Raw genomic sequence first — 15,621 nt, forward strand, 5'->3', positions numbered from 1 at the left:
CAGCACCGGCCGGGCGGCTTGGAAAAAGTCGAACGAAGTTACCCGAGGGCCCCATGGACCAACTGGCGTTGGCGGACACCCCGACCGCCCGATGCGCCTACTATCGACACAACTGCGATCTGCCCGCCGGAGTTCATCCGGAACTCGGCCGAATCGTCGTCCGCGCCGGATTCGTCGGCGCGATCACGATGCCCGCCGCGTTGGGGCAGAAAGTGCGCGACGATCTCAACCAGCGCCGAATCGTGCTGGGTCCGATCGTCTCTCACGTCCGGTCCAAACGCTGGACCTTTCTGACCCGCCCCGATCTACCCGACGACGTCCGGCTGTTCGCCGAGCTGTTCCGCCTGAACGTCTCGATCGTGCCCAGCGGCGGTGAGATCGCCCTGCCGTCCCCCGCCGATGCCGACGCGGGCTACCGGCACTGGATCGTGGCTCCGCAGAACGGTTTCCGCCCGTCCGGCTCGTCCATCGTCGACGCCGTCCGATCCTGCACGAGAACGGGTAGGCGATGACGACCGGGGCCCTGCCCGCGAAACATCAGGTACTGCAAGCTTGTCGAGGTGAACTGCAAGAGACCAACCCGCTGCTGCGCGGTGCGCACGAACTCACCACCCTGCACGAGCGCAGGCTCAGCGCGGCTCACGATTCGCTCGACGAGATCGATGCGTTGCGTGCCAGCTTGATTCGCGACATCGATCGCTGGATCACGGTGCAATTGCCACCCGCGCACGGTGCGGCGCACGTGCACACCGAAACGGTCGGCGCGGTGATCGACCGTCTGGCCCAGTTCACCGCGAACGCCTACGCGGCGCTGGCCAGCGCCTCGGAATGGGATCTGTGGGACGCCTGGCAGCGCTTGGCCGAGCTGGCCGTCGGCTACGACGACCTGGCCGCCGAGGTCTGCGCGGGCGTGCGCAGACTTCCCGGCGCATCGTAGGTTCCGTCGCGGCTCCCCCTTCGTAGAGTTGGTGTATGGGGAGTCCGCCCGATCACGACGACGAAAAGTTCGCCCTGCACGCCAGCAGGGCGAGTTCGTTCGGCGCTCATGCCGCCGAGTACGCCGAACATCGTCCCGACTATCCTGCCGCGGCCATCCGATGGGCGCTGGCCGCCGTCGCCGACCGGCGGCCGCTCACGGTTCTCGACCTGGGCGCCGGAACGGGCAAGCTCACCCAGGGTCTACTCGAAGTCGGCGCGACGGTGATCGCCGTCGAGCCGGACGAGCACATGCGCGCCGAGCTGACCCGCCGGTTCCCGAGCGCCACCGCGCTTGCCGGTGCGGCCGAGGCCATTCCGCTCGCGGACGCTTCGGTGGACGCGATCGTCGCCGGGCAGGCGTTCCACTGGTTCGACCTCGACCGCGCCTATCCGGAGTTCATCAGGGTGCTGCGGCCCGGCGGCGTTCTCGCGGCCTTGTGGAACACCGACGACAGCTCGGTGGATTGGGTGGCGGGGCTGAAGCAGGTCGCCGGATCCAGCGTGTCCACGGCCCTGCCGCCGAGCGCACAGGCCCAGCTTCCGACACACCCGCTGTTCGTCGAGCACGAAGTCGAACGGTCGACCTTCCCGCACCGGCATCGACGCACCGCCGAGTCCCTGACCGCGACCATCGGCACGCAATCGCACACGCTGGTGATATCACCCGAGGAGCGGGCCGAAGTGCTCGGCCGGATCATGGGCTATCTGCGCGCCAGGCCGGAGACCGCCAGAGGTGAATTCGACCTGCCCCTCGTAACTTTGGCTCTGCGATCCACACTGCGCGCAGCCGACTGAGCGGCTACTTACGCAGGCCGAATCCCCAGGCCACGACGTTTCCCCGCACTCAGGCCGAGACGTCGGACAGGCCCGACCGACCTGAACTGCGGCGCGTGCCAAGCCAATTCGAGTAGCGGCCTACTCACGTCTGCGCTACCTGCCCGGCCATACGCTGACGGCATCGTTCAGAACAGTATCGAACCAAGGAAGAAAGGTAACCGTTCCATCCCGCAGGGGCACCGCCCCCGGGCTCACCGCTTCGGTTGAACACGCAGGACGCGGGTGCAAGGAACGACGTCACCGATCCAGCGAAAGCTGGGTATCGCCCGGTGGTCGTGTCGACGCATGGTGTCGGCACGCGGACACGCGGCGAGATCGACCAGGAGCCCTGGCGTCGGTGCGGCTCGTTTCCTCGCCGCGCAGTGTGCCGAACCGGACGGCCCGACGGCCGCGCACCCGCCGTACGCTACTCCGGACGCAGCGTCAGGATCCGCGGCCCGTCCTCGGTGACCGCGACGGTGTGCTCCCAATGTGCCGCACGGCTGCCGTCCACGGTGACCACGGTCCAGTCGTCGTCGAGCACCTTGGTCTGGGTGGTGCCGAGCGTGAGCATCGGCTCGATCGCCAGCACCGACCCCACCACGAGTTTCGGCCCCTTACCCGGTTCGCCCTCGTTGGCGAGGAACGGGTCGAGGTGCATCTCGCGGCCGATGCCGTGCCCACCGTAGCCGTCGACGATGCCGTAGGCGCGCCCGTGCTCCTTCTCGGCTGCCCGGGTGCCCTGCTCGATGGCATGCGAGACGTCGGTGAGCCGGTTACCCGGCAGCATCGCCGCGATACCCGCTTCCATCGACAGCTCGGTCGCCACGCTGAGCAGCCGGTCGGCCTCGATGATCGTGCCGACGCCGAAGGTCCACGCCGAGTCACCGTGCCAGCCGTCGAGAATCGCCCCGCAGTCGATGGAGACCAGATCGCCCTCGGTGAGGATCTCCTCGGCGGTCGGGATCCCGTGCACCACGCGATCGTTCACCGACGCGCAGATGGACGCGGGGAAGCCGTGGTAGCCCTTGAACGACGGCACCGCACCCGCGTCCCGGATCACCTGCTCGGCGACCTCGTCCAATTCCAGGGTGGACACCCCCGGTTTGGCAGCCGCGCGCACAGCCACCAGGGCGCGGCCGACGATCGCGCCGGCCGCCGCCATGGCATCCAGTTCGCCCGCCGTCCGGAAAGGCACGACCTTCTTCTTACGGTTGAAGACCATCCCGGCCTCAGCGCTCCATCGCGAACCGACTCAGTGGCCCAGCGCGCGCAGCGCCCGCGCGTTGACGTCGTCGACCTCGCCGACACCGTCCACCGAGACGACCAGGCCGTCGTAGTGGTCGAGCAGCGGCTCGGTCTCCTCCCGGTACACCCGCAGCCGGTTGCGGATCACGCCCTCGTTGTCATCGGTACGGCCGCGGGCGAGCATCCGCTCGACCACGGTGTCCTCCGGCACGACGAAGCGCAGCACGGCGTCGAGCTTGGTGTTCATGTCCTTGAGGATCTTCTCCAGCGCGTCGGCCTGGTCGACCGTGCGCGGGTATCCGTCGAGTACGAACCCGTTGGCGGCGTCGGGCTCGTTGACCCGCGCCTCCACCATCCGATTGGTCACGTCGCTGGGCACCAGGTCGCCCGCGTCCATGTACTTCTGCGCCTCACGGCCCAGCGGGGTCTGCTGGCTGATATTCGCGCGGAACAGGTCCCCGGTGGAGATGTGCGGAACGCCGAGCTTCTCCGACAGCAGGACAGCCTGGGTGCCTTTACCGGCGCCCGGCGGACCGAGCAGTACAACTCTCACTTGAGGAACCCTTCGTAATTTCGATTCATCAGCTGGCTCTCGATCTGCTTCACCGTGTCCAAACCGACGCTCACCATGATCAGCACCGCGGTACCGCCGAACGGGAGGTTCTGGACGCCACCGGAAGCACCGATATCGAGGAACAGGTTCGGCAGCACAGCGACCAGACCGAGATAGATCGAGCCGGGGAGGGTGATACGGCTCAGGACGAAGTTGAGGTAGTCGGCGGTCGGCTTACCGGGCCGGTAGCCCGGAATGAAGCCACCGAACTTCTTCATCTCGTCGGCGCGCTCCTCCGGGTTGAAGGTGATCGCGACGTAGAAGTAGGTGAAGAACACGATCAGACCGAAGTAGATGGCGATGTACACCGGGTTGCCCGGGTTCACCAGGTACTTCGAGATGATCTCCTGCCACCAGCTCGGGTCCGGGTTGTTCTGCGATCCCGTCAGCTGCGCCACCAGGTTCGGCAGATACAGCAGCGACGAGGCGAAGATGACCGGGATGACACCCGCCTGGTTCACCTTCAGTGGCAGGTAGGTCGAGGAGCCGCCGTACATCTTCCGGCCGACCACGCGCTTGGCGTACTGGACCGGAATCCGGCGCTGGCCCTGCTCGACGAAGATCACGGCCGCGACGATCGCCAGCGCGGCGACACAGACCAGGCCGAACACCAGACCGCCCCGGCTGTCCAGGATGGCCTTGCCCTCGGTCGGGATACGGGCGGCGATACCGGCGAAGATCAGCAGGGACATGCCGTTGCCGATGCCGCGCTCGGTGATCTGCTCGCCGAACCACATGACCAGCGCCGCGCCCGCGGTCATCACGAGCACGATGATGATCATGCCGAAGATGCTGGTGTCGGCCAGGATGTCCTGCTGGCAGCCCTGCAGCAGCTGGTCGCGGGCCGCCAGTGCGACCAGACCGGTGGCCTGCAGGATCGCCAAGGCGATCGACAGATATCTGGTGTACTGCGTCATCTTGGTCTGGCCGGATTGGCCTTCCTTGCGCAGTTCCTCGAACCGCGGGATGACGACCGTGAGCAGCTGGATGATGATGCTCGCGGTGATGTAGGGCATGATGCCGATCGCGAAGACCGACAGCTGCAGCAGCGCACCACCGGAGAACAGGTTGATCAGCTGGTAGATGCCGGCGGACTCACCGCCGGAGACCAGGTCGATGCACTCCTGGACCGCCTGGTAGTCGACGCCGGGGGACGGCAGCGAGGCACCCAGCCGGTACAACGCGATCAACCCCAGCGTGAAGAGAATCTTCCGCCGTAAGTCCGGAGTCCGGAAGGCCGATACGAAGGCGGAAAGCACTGATCCTCCTGGCGAACGACATGGTCATGACATGGATGTTCAGCGATGTCCCTGCTCGACACAGAAGGGACGCCGAAAACCACGACGAGGCTTGGCAGACAACAATTGAACTCTAACAGTGGCACCGGACGAGCCTTCACTCGTCCGGTGCCGCTGTAATGCAGAGTACCGTCAGCCCAGCTCGGTGACGGTGCCACCGGCGGCGGTGATCTTCTCTTTCGCCGAGCCGGTGACCTTGTCCACGGTCACCTGGACCGCGACGCCGATCTCACCATCGCCGAGGACCTTGACCAGCTGGTTCTTGCGAACCGCGCCAGCGGCCACGAGTTCGGCCTTGCCGACCTCGCCGCCCTCGGGGAACAGCTTCGCGATGGCGCCGACGTTCACGACCTGGTATTCCGTGCGGAACGGGTTCGTGAAGCCCTTGAGCTTGGGCAGCCGCATGTGCAGCGGCATCTGCCCGCCCTCGAAGGCGGCAGGCACGTTCTTGCGCGCCTTGGTGCCCTTGGTACCACGGCCCGCGGTCTTGCCCTTGGAGCCCTCACCGCGACCCACGCGGATCTTCTCGGTCTTGGCGCCGGGAGCCGGACGCAGGTGGTGCAACTTGATGGTCATGTCAGACCTCCTCAACGGTCACGAGGTGGCGCACGACGTTGATCAGCCCGCGGTTCTGAGGGTTGTCCTCGCGGACCACGGTCTTGCGGATACCGCGCAGACCCAGGGTCCGAAGGCTGTCCCGCTGATTCTTCTTGGCGCCGATCGAGCTCTTGATCTGGGTCACCTTGAGATCTGCCATTACTTGACACCTCCGGCAGCCTGAGCGCGCGCACGCAGCATGCCGGCAGGAGCGACGTCCTCGAGCGGCAGGCCACGGCGAGCCGCGACCTCTTCGGGACGCTGCAGCTGCTTGAGGGCAGTAACAGTCGCGTGCACGACGTTGATGGCGTTGTCGCTACCGAGCGACTTCGCCAGAATGTCGTGGATACCGGCGCATTCCAGCACGGCACGAGCCGCGCCACCGGCGATCACACCGGTACCCGGCGAGGCCGGACGCAGCATGACCACACCGGCGGCCGCCTCACCCTGGACCGGGTGCGTGATGGTGGAGCCGATCATCGGGACGCGGAAGAAGTTCTTGCGAGCCTCTTCGACGCCCTTCTGGATGGCCGCGGGAACTTCCTTGGCCTTGCCGTAGCCGACGCCGACCAGACCGTTGCCGTCACCGACGATCACCAGGGCGGTGAAGCTGAAGCGCCGACCACCCTTGACGACCTTGGAGACGCGGTTGATCGCGACGACGCGCTCGAGTTGGTTCTTCTCCGCGGCGCTGTCGCGACGGTCGCCGCCGCCCCGGCGGTCGCCACCACCGCGACGGTCGCCGCGGCCGCCCTCGGGGGCGCTGCCATTCTGTCCGGCGGGTCCGCTTCCGCCGTCACGCCTCTGACGTCCCGGCATCAGACGTTCCTTCCGTTCTTGTTATCGATCATCAGAATTTCAACCCACCTTCGCGAGCGGCATCGGCCAGTGCGGCGATCCGGCCGTGGTAGTCGTGCCCACCACGGTCGAACACGACGGCCTCGACACCGGCGGCCTTGGCCCGCTCGGCGAGCAGAGCGCCGACCTTCTTGCTCTTGGCCGACTTGTCGCCGTCCAGCGCGCGCACGTCGGCCTCGATGGTCGAGGCGGCGGCGATGGTCTTGCCGATCGAGTCGTCCACCAGCTGCGCGTGCAGGTGCCGCGAGGAGCGGTTGACCACCAGGCGCGGACGCTCGGTCGTGCCTTCCACCTTCTTGCGCAGGCGGAAGTGACGGCGCGTCTTCGACAGGCGACGCTGCGTCGACACGTCCTTGCCCAGGGGGATGCGCTTGGCCTTCTGGTTTTCGGTTTGCGCCATGATCACTTACCCGTCTTTCCGACCTTGCGGCGAACGACCTCGCCGGCGTAGCGGATGCCCTTGCCCTTGTACGGGTCGGGCTTGCGCAGGCCGTGGATGACCGCCGAAATCTGGCCGACCTTCTGCTTGTCGATTCCGGACACGGAGAACTTGGTGGGCGATTCCACCGCGAAAGTGATGCCCTCGGGCGCCTCGATCGGCACCGGGTGGCTGTAGCCGAGGGCGAACTCGAGGTTCTGGCCCTTCAGCGCGACGCGGTAACCGACGCCGAAGATTTCCATCTTCTTCTCGTAGCCCTGGGTCACACCGACGATCATGTTCGACACAAGGGTGCGGGTCAGGCCGTGCAGAGCGCGGCTGCGGCGCTCGTCGTCCGGGCGAACGACCTCGAGCTGGCCGTCCTCGCCCTTGGCGACGGTGATCGGCTCGGCGATGGTGAGCGACAGGGCGCCCTTGGGCCCCTTCACCGAGATGTCCTGGCCGTCGATGGCGACATCGACACCGGCCGGGATTGCGATGGGCTTCTTACCAATACGCGACATTGTCCTGACCTCCCTTACCAGACGTAGGCGAGGACTTCGCCGCCCACGCCCTGCTTGGCCGCCTGCTTGTCGGTCAACAGGCCGGAGGACGTGGAGATGATCGCCACGCCGAGGCCGCCGAGCACCTTGGGCAGGTTGGTGGATTTCGCGTACACGCGCAGACCGGGCTTGGAGACACGGCGCACGCCGGCGAGGCTGCGCTCACGGCTCGGGCCGTACTTGAGGTCGACGATGAGCGTCTTGCCCACCTGTGCGTCCTCGGTCCGGTAATCGGCGATGTAGCCCTCACGCTTGAGGATCTCGGCGATGTTCGCCTTGAGCTTCGAGTGCGGAGCCTTCACCTGATCGTGGTACGCCGAGTTGGCGTTGCGCAGACGTGTCAGGAAGTCTGCGATCGGATCAGTCATGGTCATGGTTCGACCTAGACACCTTTCTCGCCGCGGTTCCCATACAGCGCCGCCGTGCGCATCGGCACGGCCGCGGTGGGCCTACGACAATTCGGATGGTCCGGCCGACCCTTGCCGACCGGAGGAGGTTCGATCGCCCGAGCGCACGCATGCGGACATGGAGGTGCCCAGGCAACCGCTCTAGTGTAGGCAAGGGGTTCACCGGGGCAAAATCGGGGTCGGTGAGCGCCCGGTTTCGTCCCCCTCATGACCAGCGGAAATGGTCGGTGACCGGGCTAGCATAGGACCATGTCGAGTCCAGGCGTCGAACGCCCCGACCTGCCGGAGTTCATGACCTGGGAGGAGATCGAGCAGCTACCCGAGGAGATCGCCGAGCAGATCGAACTGTGGAACGGGCGCGTCGTCTGGCGGCAGCGCGGACCCGCCGAACATCAAGCGTTCACCTTCGCGCTGACCGGCGCACTCAAGCGCTGCGCACGCGACGGCATGGCCGAGCAGCCACAAAGCTGGTGGCGCGTGGACTTCGAAACCAACGTGTTCCTCGGCGACACCGGGAAGTCGGACTTCGTCACCCCCGACGTCGTCGTCTACCGCCGCCTCGACGCCCCCTACCAGGACATCCACGCCCAAGACGTGCTACTCGTGGGCCGAATCCGTTCTCCGTCGAGCAACGAGATCGATCCTTTCGACGAGCAGAGGCGTTACGCCGATGCGTGCATCCCCTGGTATTGGGAAGTGACGCTCGCTCGCAGGAAGAACACCATCGCAAGGGTCCGCGCGCACGCACTGGAAACCTCCCCCGGCAAGCTCCCACACGACGTCCAACCGCTGTACCCGGCCAACTACCTCCTGATCCGCGAGTGGTCACCGAACAACTCCGACGCCATCACCATCGACTTCCCGTTCCCGATCCACATCCCGTGGTCGGACCTGGAGTTCTGACCGCGCCCCGCGAGCACATCCTGGTGTACACCGACCCCAGCACCTCGCCGCATCAATGCCGCCCCGCCACACACCGACGTCCACGAGTCGCACATGCCGACGGCAAACGCGACCTCTCGACGACGCGCTACTCGCGAGGACCCAAAGGTTGGTTGTCGCCGCGCGACGCAACTAGCGACACCCTCACCGGCTAGGGGCGAGTTCTGGACCGTCGGCTCGATCAAGCCCGGCCGACACGGCTGGCGACGCACACAACGCAAGCTCCCCAATCCGGCAGCGTCGCCGAGACTCGTCGTGACGGCGCCGACAAGTCTCCTGCACAGGCGCGCACCTGCAGGGCAAGGACCAGCGCCTTTCGGGTGGGACGATCAGCCAGGTAGCACCATGTAGCCTCGCGCGCTATCTCCCGCCAGCACCAGTCCGCCGCGGCATGACCAATCCGACTCGCACTCGTCCTGACTCACGTCGCACGGATCGCCGCAGTGGAGTCTTCGGCGATTGCTTGCAACTGAGCAAGCGTGTCGAATTCTCGACCCACAAACATAGTCCCTCCAGCCGGTCTTTCTAGTGGTTATCGAAGCGCAATCATTATCGAACCTATCCAACTCACCCTAGAGCTACGGATAGACGCACCGGCACCATATTCGGTTCCAACGAATTTTGTGATTTGTGCCATATTGCCTTATCGGGCAAATTCGCTTGCTGCGTTCAGTAAACTGTAGATTCCCTGTCCCGTATCGGATGCCGCCCACGAAGTCTCCCCGTTCGCTGCATCGCCTCGTCGCGGGTTCGAGGTGGAGCTCAACAGGCGCGGGTGGCCCGGTATGCCAGACAGGTATGAACACTGTTGCGGCAGAGAGTAAATCATGTAATCTGGGGCAGCGGCGATTGAGTCGCATATAGGTAAGGGGAGGAAATGATTTCAAAGCTGATCGGTGGCACGGCTCTCGCTTTGATCTTGGCATTCGGCGCTGCAGGCACCGCATCTGCCGACATCGAGACTTGGCATGCCATCTATGTCGACGGAAGGTCGCATCAGTTCGGGTCCAAGGGCGAGTGCGAGAACTTCGGCAGGGCCAATGTGGGCAAATTCGCTGGCGAGTTCAGAGAATGGAGCTGCAACTTCCTCCCTCACTTCAACAAATGGGAGCTGCAGGGCCACAGGCGCTGAGCAGCGAGTAATTCCTCGATTCAATTCGAGGCGAGCGCACCTCCCCATCAGCTGGCGGAGGTGCGTTCGCTTCGTCGACTAGCCCGGAAGTTCTCTCGGGGATACTTCACATGGCTGTGCTGCGACGACGGCCGACGAAGTACCTGCCGACTCGGTCAGCGAGGCGTCAGCGTGTAGTGTCCGGGCGCCACCTCGCGGCAATACCAGTCCGATGCGGCATGGCGAACCATTTCGCACTCATCCCAGCTCACGTTGCTGGGCGGTGTGATGCAGTGCCCGTCCTTCGGGGAGGGGAAGCAGTGCGCGGCTACCGTTTCGGAATCTAGCCCTGCTGAGGCAGTGACCGTGGTTCCGAAACCACCGCCTGGGCGATGGCACCGGCGGTAACAGACTTCGCGACCATTCTCATCTCGACTCCCCTGATTGTTGTCAATGGTGGTCACGCGGACCGACCGAGCATCATGCCTGCCGGACGACGGCCCGGCACCATACTTCGACGCCTCGACACCCGATTCGGTTCCGACGACTTGTTCGATTGAGGCCGAATAGGCAGGGCGAGTGCGCCGACACCGCTGCATGCCGTCACATCATGGCGCATCACGGTTCCAGATAGAGGCGTTCACATGGCAATCGCGGCAAGCCGAGCGCGCCGCCGGGAACAACGGTGACATCGGCAGCAGCGCGCACGGCGCGCCACTCCAGAATGAACCGCATGGCCGCGGTGTGGCAGGCGGCGAAGTCCAGACTCATGCCGTCGAGCAGGACGCGCAGGTGGACATCGGGCTCCTCTGGACGCGGAGTGGTCACGCCCTCTCCTGCGGCCCGGCATCCGAAGACGCGTGCCGCGCACTGTGCGGAATCTTCGGTCGCACTCTCCCGGCGGCCACCGCGTCCACCATGGCGTTGAACCCATCCCAATGCCGCACGTGGTGAAGAACTTGATCCTCGGTGATTCCGCCGGGTTGCCGTTCCTCTCGACGGCAGCACACGAAATCCGCGGTGAGCAGGCTGACCATCTCGCCGTATGAGTAATGCATCTCCCGGGCGTCCGAAGCTGGCCGATAACCCTCTCGGTCAGCCGTTTCGAGCATGTCTTCCACATATCGGTCGATCGCCCAAATATGCAGGTCCATCAGATAGGCGAGCCGTTGGCTCATCGGACGTCCAGGCTTGCGGCTCTCGTAATGCCGGACCCATACGCCGAGCAGCCCTACGGCCGACATCATCAGCGCGTTCGTCGGCTCGGTGCGGGCGTTGAAGATGTCGAAGAATGCACGGGTGCCGGGCAGGCGCAGCTCAGCTTGCCGCAGTCCTGCCCAACCATGCGGCCCCGTCACCGCTGCTCGTCTTCGACCCGCCGAATGATCTCGCTCGCACGTACCGACTCATCCGGATCGCCGCCCAGGTCGATCAACCACGGCAACACCCAAAGAGCAATATCAATACCCCGGCGACCGCAGCCACGACGACCAGGACAACCGCAAGTTCCGACATTCGCTGTACCCCCTTGACGCAATGTGATGTGGACAGCCGGCGCCGGAGAATTGGATCGAGATCCCGGCGGCGGTGCTGACTAGAGAGTCACGCTGGGGGCGTCGAAAGAACCATGGCACTTCCGGATCGAATCGCCGGAAGTGCCATTTCGAATGTGTTGGCAGATATCAGCATTCGAGCTTGATCCGGTCAGCCAGCTCTCGCATCTCCCATGTCAGCGTCCGCCTGGTTGTCACGATCTTGCCGAGGATGTCGCGCGCATAGCGCTGCTGCACAAGCCATTCCGGGGCTGCCCTCTGCACACCCCACAACCCGTCCAGGGCTTCGCTGAACTGACCGATCTGCACCTGAGCATTGGCCACATCCAGCCGATGCCGAAGCCTGCTGGCTCCGTTCGGTTCAATCGTCGGTGCAGGGACTTGACCAGCGATAGCGAGCGTTTTCTCTGGCTCACCGGCAATGGCGAACGACTCGGCCGAGATGTAAGCGACCTCCATCGGCCCGAATGTGCGGCCGAGCAGCCGCTCTATATAGATCTCGCGACCGATCCGGTACGCAGCCGCACGCGCCATCGACATCGCGTCTTCAGCCTCACCTGGCTGGTTGTCGCGCACGGCCGCGTTGGCGACCTTTAGCCAAAGTCGACCCCATATCGCCACCGTGGACGCGCTCGCCCGCGAAAATCGCGGCTCGATGTCATCGGCCCACTTGGTCGCCAGCGCCCGAGCGTCATCCAGACGCCCTTGCCGCAGCAAGGCCCACAGCATGGTGTCGATGACCGTGGCCGCCTCGATGTGGCTCTCGGCCGCGTCCATCGCGCGATTCAGCACGGCGTCGGCGGCTTCGAACTGCCTGGTCTGGACGAGTAACGAGGCCGTCATGTTCAAGACGCGGAATCGGATCGAGCGCCCGTCTTCGACACTATCGGCGTCCCGGATCAGGCCGGGGAGCAGCGCAGTGACGTCGCGGTACTTGTCTGCGCTGATCATCGCCTGCACGGCGTCGAGCGTTGCCTGCACACCGGCGGCCGTCGCTGGCTCGTCGGCGTGCGGCGAATTCCCGAACAGCGCCGGCCACACGGGTTCCCATTGCGCTTCAGTGTCGGTATCGGGGATCTGGTAGTCGGGTTGGTCCTGTAGCTGCGATGTACGCACCTTCAGCGCCACTGCGAACTTGCGCAACGTCTCGAGGCGTGGTTCGTAATCGCCTTGTTCGATCTTCCTGATCTGTGACAGGGACACCCCAGAGGTATTGGCAAGGTCGCGTTGAGTCATACCGGCCCGCTTTCGGGCATTCTTCAGCCGGTCCCCACGGTCCACACTCATACCCCGAGGCTACGACTGATCGGTTCGCGCATAGAGGGATTCGTGCAACGACTGCCCAAGTGGAAGCGCATCCCCGCGAGCCATCGCAGCGCTGTCGTCACCACACGGGCAGTGACACAAGGATCGAAACGCTCAGGCCCAGCCAGGAGATCGCGACGCCTGTGCCGAACTGTCGAGCCCTGCCCCGCAACAGCAACAGGATGACGACAATCACTATCTCAGCAGCCAAGACGAAGGCGTACAGGAAGAGTAGATAGTACGCCGTGGCGATCAGGGGAACCGCATTCACCAGCATGGCCACCGAGCATCCGGCGAAGTGCGCTCGGCCGAACCCAGAGGTCGAACTCTCGTCCTCGTCGGCGGAAGCGACCGTGATCCAGATCGCCGCCAGCGGTAGCGCCAGGGGAAAGAACCGCAGTGCCGGTACACAAAGCAGCACCGCGGACGCGGTGAGCACGCCGAGCGCGACGCCTCTGAGTTTCGGAGAACTCGACCATGCCGATCCAACTCCGATGAGCGCGCCGACAGCGGAGATGGTCAAGTAACACCCGACAGGTGGCTCATTGCGATCCGGGTAGATCACCGCCATCGCGGCTGCCACGGCGATCAGCTGAGGAATGAACCACAGCGAAGTGGTCCAAGTCGCGGCAGTCCAATACCCGGAACCCGTCCGCAGAGCACGGAGGCCGACCATCGTTCACCCTCCCTCTGAAACATGAGCCGCAGCCCTTGGTGCTGAATCGGACGACGGACCCTACCTGCCCAACGGATGATCGTCCTCGGTAATCGTGCGAACCGACGGAGCCTTGTCCGGCGTCCCCGCCACAGTCCCTGGAAGATCGGTCGTCACCGGGAATCCAGGAGGCTGATCGCCCGGGTACTCCTGGTACGTCCTGAACTGGTCGAAGACATTGGGATCGGTACCGGGAAGCTCATGATGGAAAGGCAAGTTCACACCCGGTCCCCACGAACGGCCGGATGCCGCCGGATCCACGGCAATAGTCCGAGTGCTGCCATCCGGGCGGTCCTGGTAAGCCTCGAGGGAAGGGTAATCCGATCGAGCGCCTTGTACCTGAACACCGTCCTGGCCCGGAACGAAGACCAAGTCGCCGTTGACCGATATCGGATGTTCCGACATCGGCCCTGGAGGATTCCTGGCTATGTCGGGCGCAAACGGATTGGCGGCGTCGTAGCGGATACGAACTGTGCCGTCGTCCGTCTGCCATACGGTCGCCTCAGGAGTGCCGACCTTGGACGCTCCAGGACTACCGTCGGGATTCTGATCGACCGATGGATTCTGCCGAATGACGACGATGCCGTTCTCATAGTCCACATACGTAGCGACGCGCGTGTGTTCGGGATCGAAGTTCGGGTCAGCCGTCCGATTGTCACCCATGTCCCGGTTCGTGGGTGGAAAGCTCGTTACATCGCGCTGTTCGATGTACTGACTGGTCCGCACCACACCTTGATCTTGGACAGGATTGATACGTACCACCCGGATCTCCGGCCCTACTCCCTGATACTTCGGGTCGAAGCTTTTCGGGTTCAGCGCCTCCGCAGTGGTCCAGTCGTTAGGGCTGGTCGGTGGCCGACCGAAAACCTGCTGAAACGCCGCAGCAGAGGTGCGTATGCGTTCAGGGTCTGCCCTCGAATCCTCGGACCGGTTGGCCTGGATCGCGGCGTTGGCCGCTGCGAGCACGGACTCGGGCGCCATGACCGCGAGTTCGTCATTCGCAGCCGCGATCTTCGCACCCCACTGCGCGTCGAATGTCTCGAGTGTCGAGACCAGTCCGACGAGTCTTGAAAGTTGCACTCCTGTTTCGGAATTCCAGTCTTCTACACCACTGATGCTCCAGTCGTCACCGACCGTGACCGGCAGCGCGACGTAGTGCTGAAAGATCAAGCGGATCTCGGAAAGCGGGTGGGCCATATCGCGAGCGGCACCAGCACAAGCAGAACTTAGGTCATCGTAAGCGGTTGCGATGGCGCGCATCTGGGACTGCTCCCGATCAGCCCGTCCCTCCGCTGCGCTTCTCGCATCGCCGTGCCAAGGGAGGCCGTAGATCGTGCTGTGCATCGTGTTGGATGCCGTAATGATCGCTTCCGCGATGCGAGTGGCGTTGTCGGCAACCGCTTGAAGGCCGGAGACATCCCAGTTCAGCACTTCGATAGGGGTGGGCATGACTTACCGTCCCCCGTGCGGGCCGCCAGAGTTGATATCGGGAACTGCCGCGAGCCGGTTGGCCGCGTCGATATCTGTGTTCTGGAACTTGTCGGCAGACAACGCCAGCAGTGCGGAGAACTGGTTGAACCGAGCCCGCAACACATCTTTGGCCGTCTTGCTCCTGCCATCGCTGCTGCTGATGGCCGCCCCGACGGCGGAGCCCTTCAATTTGTCGGCGACCGGGTCAGCGCCCAGGTGCGGTGCACGATCGATTTCGCTGGGCAACAGAGCCATAGAACCTGCCGCCGCGCGCAGCGTGTCCGGGTCTACTTCGAATGCCATACCTCCCCCTTTCACCCCGCACTCGGGGTGTCGCACCTCTCCTGCAAGTACAACTTGCCGTTCAGGCCGTCCGAGCTCGATACAGCTTAACCGGGCATCCTCAGACCTACCTCGCGTGACCAAGCCACTCCCGCAGTGAAGCTCAGGCGGGTGTGCAGCGGCGGGGCGTCGAAGCCGGTGAACCTCATGGACTGCGCATCAGCGAAAGCTTCCTAGTTGGCACTCATACAGACCGAGCGGAACAATTCCTATACTATTACCCAGGGGGTCAACCCGTGTCCCAACCGCCGCCGTCGCCCGGACACAACACCGGCCCCGGCTATCCCACGCAAGGAATGCCGACGCCGCCACCGGGCTACCAGCAGCAGCCAGGTTTCCAGCAACCCGGATTTCCTCCCTCGCCCGGATACCCTCCGCCCCAACAAC

20 protein-coding genes are annotated in these 15,621 nt (G+C 64.5%); 5 read left to right on the forward strand and 15 right to left on the reverse strand.

What is annotated here, in order from left to right; translation table 11 throughout:
• The first annotated feature begins 53 nt into the window (after window positions 1-53).
• Genes LTT66_RS07565 through LTT66_RS07575 form a run of 3 tightly spaced genes read left to right on the forward strand, consistent with a single transcriptional unit; the run spans window position 54 to window position 1,773 of the window.
• Window positions 54-512, forward strand: a complete 459-nt coding sequence (locus LTT66_RS07565) for a DNA-directed RNA polymerase subunit beta (protein ID WP_233065489.1) — start codon at window positions 54-56, stop codon at window positions 510-512.
• The gene (locus LTT66_RS07570) at window positions 509-937 is read left to right on the forward strand and encodes a DUF4254 domain-containing protein (RefSeq protein ID WP_181722756.1); all 429 of its coding nucleotides are present in this window, start codon (window positions 509-511) and stop codon (window positions 935-937) included. Before LTT66_RS07565 ends, LTT66_RS07570 begins: the two co-directional genes overlap by 4 nt.
• Window positions 938-972: 35 nt before the next feature.
• On the forward strand, window positions 973-1,773 hold the full coding sequence (locus LTT66_RS07575) for a class I SAM-dependent methyltransferase (RefSeq protein ID WP_233065491.1): 801 nt from the start codon (window positions 973-975) through the stop codon (window positions 1,771-1,773).
• A gap of 448 nt (window positions 1,774-2,221) precedes the next feature.
• Here the strand turns inward: LTT66_RS07575 and map are convergent, their stop codons facing one another.
• The 9 genes from map to rpsH all read right to left on the reverse strand — a co-directional run bounded on the left by map (window position 2,222) and on the right by rpsH (window position 7,763).
• Window positions 2,222-3,019, reverse strand: a complete 798-nt coding sequence (gene map, locus LTT66_RS07580) for a type I methionyl aminopeptidase (RefSeq protein WP_181722758.1) — start codon at window positions 3,017-3,019, stop codon at window positions 2,222-2,224.
• 30 nt (window positions 3,020-3,049) lie between these two features.
• The gene (locus tag LTT66_RS07585; protein ID WP_043687391.1) at window positions 3,050-3,595 is read right to left on the reverse strand and encodes an adenylate kinase; all 546 of its coding nucleotides are present in this window, start codon (window positions 3,593-3,595) and stop codon (window positions 3,050-3,052) included.
• Complete coding sequence (gene secY / locus LTT66_RS07590; protein ID WP_181722759.1) at window positions 3,592-4,914, reverse strand: preprotein translocase subunit SecY; 1,323 nt, start codon at window positions 4,912-4,914, stop codon at window positions 3,592-3,594. The genes LTT66_RS07585 and secY overlap by 4 nt, the downstream gene beginning before the upstream one ends.
• A gap of 171 nt (window positions 4,915-5,085) precedes the next feature.
• On the reverse strand, window positions 5,086-5,529 hold the full coding sequence (gene rplO, locus LTT66_RS07595) for a 50S ribosomal protein L15 (protein WP_051168540.1): 444 nt from the start codon (window positions 5,527-5,529) through the stop codon (window positions 5,086-5,088).
• A 1-nt stretch (window position 5,530) separates the two neighbouring features.
• Window positions 5,531-5,710 (reverse strand): 50S ribosomal protein L30, encoded by a 180-nt coding sequence (gene rpmD / locus LTT66_RS07600; RefSeq protein ID WP_043687386.1) that lies wholly within the window; start codon window positions 5,708-5,710, stop codon window positions 5,531-5,533.
• Complete coding sequence (gene rpsE / locus LTT66_RS07605; RefSeq protein ID WP_159922822.1) at window positions 5,710-6,369, reverse strand: 30S ribosomal protein S5; 660 nt, start codon at window positions 6,367-6,369, stop codon at window positions 5,710-5,712. Before rpsE ends, rpmD begins: the two co-directional genes overlap by 1 nt.
• Window positions 6,370-6,400: 31 nt before the next feature.
• On the reverse strand, window positions 6,401-6,808 hold the full coding sequence (gene rplR, locus LTT66_RS07610) for a 50S ribosomal protein L18 (RefSeq protein ID WP_051168539.1): 408 nt from the start codon (window positions 6,806-6,808) through the stop codon (window positions 6,401-6,403).
• 2 nt (window positions 6,809-6,810) lie between these two features.
• Window positions 6,811-7,350: a 50S ribosomal protein L6 gene (gene rplF, locus LTT66_RS07615; RefSeq protein ID WP_181722761.1), complete on the reverse strand. Its 540-nt coding sequence runs from the start codon at window positions 7,348-7,350 to the stop codon at window positions 6,811-6,813.
• Between the two features lie 14 nt (window positions 7,351-7,364).
• Window positions 7,365-7,763 carry a 30S ribosomal protein S8 gene (rpsH, locus tag LTT66_RS07620; RefSeq protein ID WP_039795549.1) on the reverse strand — a complete coding sequence of 133 codons (399 nt, stop codon included), beginning with the start codon at window positions 7,761-7,763 and terminating at the stop codon, window positions 7,365-7,367.
• 282 nt (window positions 7,764-8,045) lie between these two features.
• Between rpsH and LTT66_RS07625 the strand changes: the two genes are divergently transcribed.
• Both LTT66_RS07625 and LTT66_RS07630 read left to right on the forward strand, forming a co-directional pair.
• On the forward strand, window positions 8,046-8,699 hold the full coding sequence (locus LTT66_RS07625) for a Uma2 family endonuclease (protein ID WP_233065494.1): 654 nt from the start codon (window positions 8,046-8,048) through the stop codon (window positions 8,697-8,699).
• Between the two features lie 916 nt (window positions 8,700-9,615).
• Complete coding sequence (locus LTT66_RS07630) at window positions 9,616-9,870, forward strand: hypothetical protein (protein ID WP_233065496.1); 255 nt, start codon at window positions 9,616-9,618, stop codon at window positions 9,868-9,870.
• A 597-nt stretch (window positions 9,871-10,467) separates the two neighbouring features.
• Here LTT66_RS07630 and LTT66_RS07635 read toward each other — a convergent pair.
• From LTT66_RS07635 to LTT66_RS07660, 6 genes are all read right to left on the reverse strand, one after another.
• Complete coding sequence (locus tag LTT66_RS07635; protein WP_233065498.1) at window positions 10,468-10,677, reverse strand: hypothetical protein; 210 nt, start codon at window positions 10,675-10,677, stop codon at window positions 10,468-10,470.
• Window positions 10,674-11,207 carry a hypothetical protein gene (locus tag LTT66_RS07640; RefSeq protein ID WP_233065500.1) on the reverse strand — a complete coding sequence of 178 codons (534 nt, stop codon included), beginning with the start codon at window positions 11,205-11,207 and terminating at the stop codon, window positions 10,674-10,676. The genes LTT66_RS07635 and LTT66_RS07640 overlap by 4 nt, the downstream gene beginning before the upstream one ends.
• Before the next feature lie 324 nt (window positions 11,208-11,531).
• Window positions 11,532-12,689 (reverse strand): helix-turn-helix domain-containing protein, encoded by a 1,158-nt coding sequence (locus LTT66_RS07645; RefSeq protein ID WP_233065502.1) that lies wholly within the window; start codon window positions 12,687-12,689, stop codon window positions 11,532-11,534.
• A 97-nt stretch (window positions 12,690-12,786) separates the two neighbouring features.
• Window positions 12,787-13,278: a hypothetical protein gene (locus tag LTT66_RS07650; RefSeq protein ID WP_233065504.1), complete on the reverse strand. Its 492-nt coding sequence runs from the start codon at window positions 13,276-13,278 to the stop codon at window positions 12,787-12,789.
• 165 nt (window positions 13,279-13,443) lie between these two features.
• Complete coding sequence (locus LTT66_RS07655; RefSeq protein ID WP_233065506.1) at window positions 13,444-14,871, reverse strand: WXG100 family type VII secretion target; 1,428 nt, start codon at window positions 14,869-14,871, stop codon at window positions 13,444-13,446.
• 3 nt (window positions 14,872-14,874) lie between these two features.
• On the reverse strand, window positions 14,875-15,195 hold the full coding sequence (locus LTT66_RS07660) for a hypothetical protein (protein WP_233065508.1): 321 nt from the start codon (window positions 15,193-15,195) through the stop codon (window positions 14,875-14,877).
• Window positions 15,196-15,621 lie beyond the last annotated feature (426 nt).

Origin of the sequence: Nocardia gipuzkoensis (assembly GCF_021183645.1) — a bacterium.
Classification (GTDB): Bacteria; Actinomycetota; Actinomycetes; order Mycobacteriales; family Mycobacteriaceae; genus Nocardia; species Nocardia abscessus.

Bases quoted from the DNA above. Each gene is read 5' to 3' on its own strand.
- LTT66_RS07565 (WP_233065489.1), top strand. From the start codon at position 54: ATGGACCAACTGGCGTTGGCGGACACCCCGACCGCCCGATGCGCCTAC.
- LTT66_RS07570 (WP_181722756.1), top strand. From the start codon at position 509: ATGACGACCGGGGCCCTGCCCGCGAAACATCAGGTACTGCAAGCTTGT.
- LTT66_RS07575 (WP_233065491.1), top strand. From the start codon at position 973: ATGGGGAGTCCGCCCGATCACGACGACGAAAAGTTCGCCCTGCACGCC.
- map (WP_181722758.1), bottom strand. From the start codon at position 3,019: ATGGTCTTCAACCGTAAGAAGAAGGTCGTGCCTTTCCGGACGGCGGGC.
- rplO (WP_051168540.1), bottom strand. From the start codon at position 5,529: ATGACCATCAAGTTGCACCACCTGCGTCCGGCTCCCGGCGCCAAGACC.
- rpmD (WP_043687386.1), bottom strand. From the start codon at position 5,710: ATGGCAGATCTCAAGGTGACCCAGATCAAGAGCTCGATCGGCGCCAAG.
- rpsE (WP_159922822.1), bottom strand. From the start codon at position 6,369: ATGCCGGGACGTCAGAGGCGTGACGGCGGAAGCGGACCCGCCGGACAG.
- rplR (WP_051168539.1), bottom strand. From the start codon at position 6,808: ATGGCGCAAACCGAAAACCAGAAGGCCAAGCGCATCCCCCTGGGCAAG.
- rplF (WP_181722761.1), bottom strand. From the start codon at position 7,350: ATGTCGCGTATTGGTAAGAAGCCCATCGCAATCCCGGCCGGTGTCGAT.
- rpsH (WP_039795549.1), bottom strand. From the start codon at position 7,763: ATGACCATGACTGATCCGATCGCAGACTTCCTGACACGTCTGCGCAAC.
- LTT66_RS07625 (WP_233065494.1), top strand. From the start codon at position 8,046: ATGTCGAGTCCAGGCGTCGAACGCCCCGACCTGCCGGAGTTCATGACC.
- LTT66_RS07630 (WP_233065496.1), top strand. From the start codon at position 9,616: ATGATTTCAAAGCTGATCGGTGGCACGGCTCTCGCTTTGATCTTGGCA.
- LTT66_RS07645 (WP_233065502.1), bottom strand. From the start codon at position 12,689: ATGAGTGTGGACCGTGGGGACCGGCTGAAGAATGCCCGAAAGCGGGCC.
- LTT66_RS07650 (WP_233065504.1), bottom strand. From the start codon at position 13,278: ATGGCGGTGATCTACCCGGATCGCAATGAGCCACCTGTCGGGTGTTAC.
- LTT66_RS07655 (WP_233065506.1), bottom strand. From the start codon at position 14,871: ATGCCCACCCCTATCGAAGTGCTGAACTGGGATGTCTCCGGCCTTCAA.
- LTT66_RS07660 (WP_233065508.1), bottom strand. From the start codon at position 15,195: ATGGCATTCGAAGTAGACCCGGACACGCTGCGCGCGGCGGCAGGTTCT.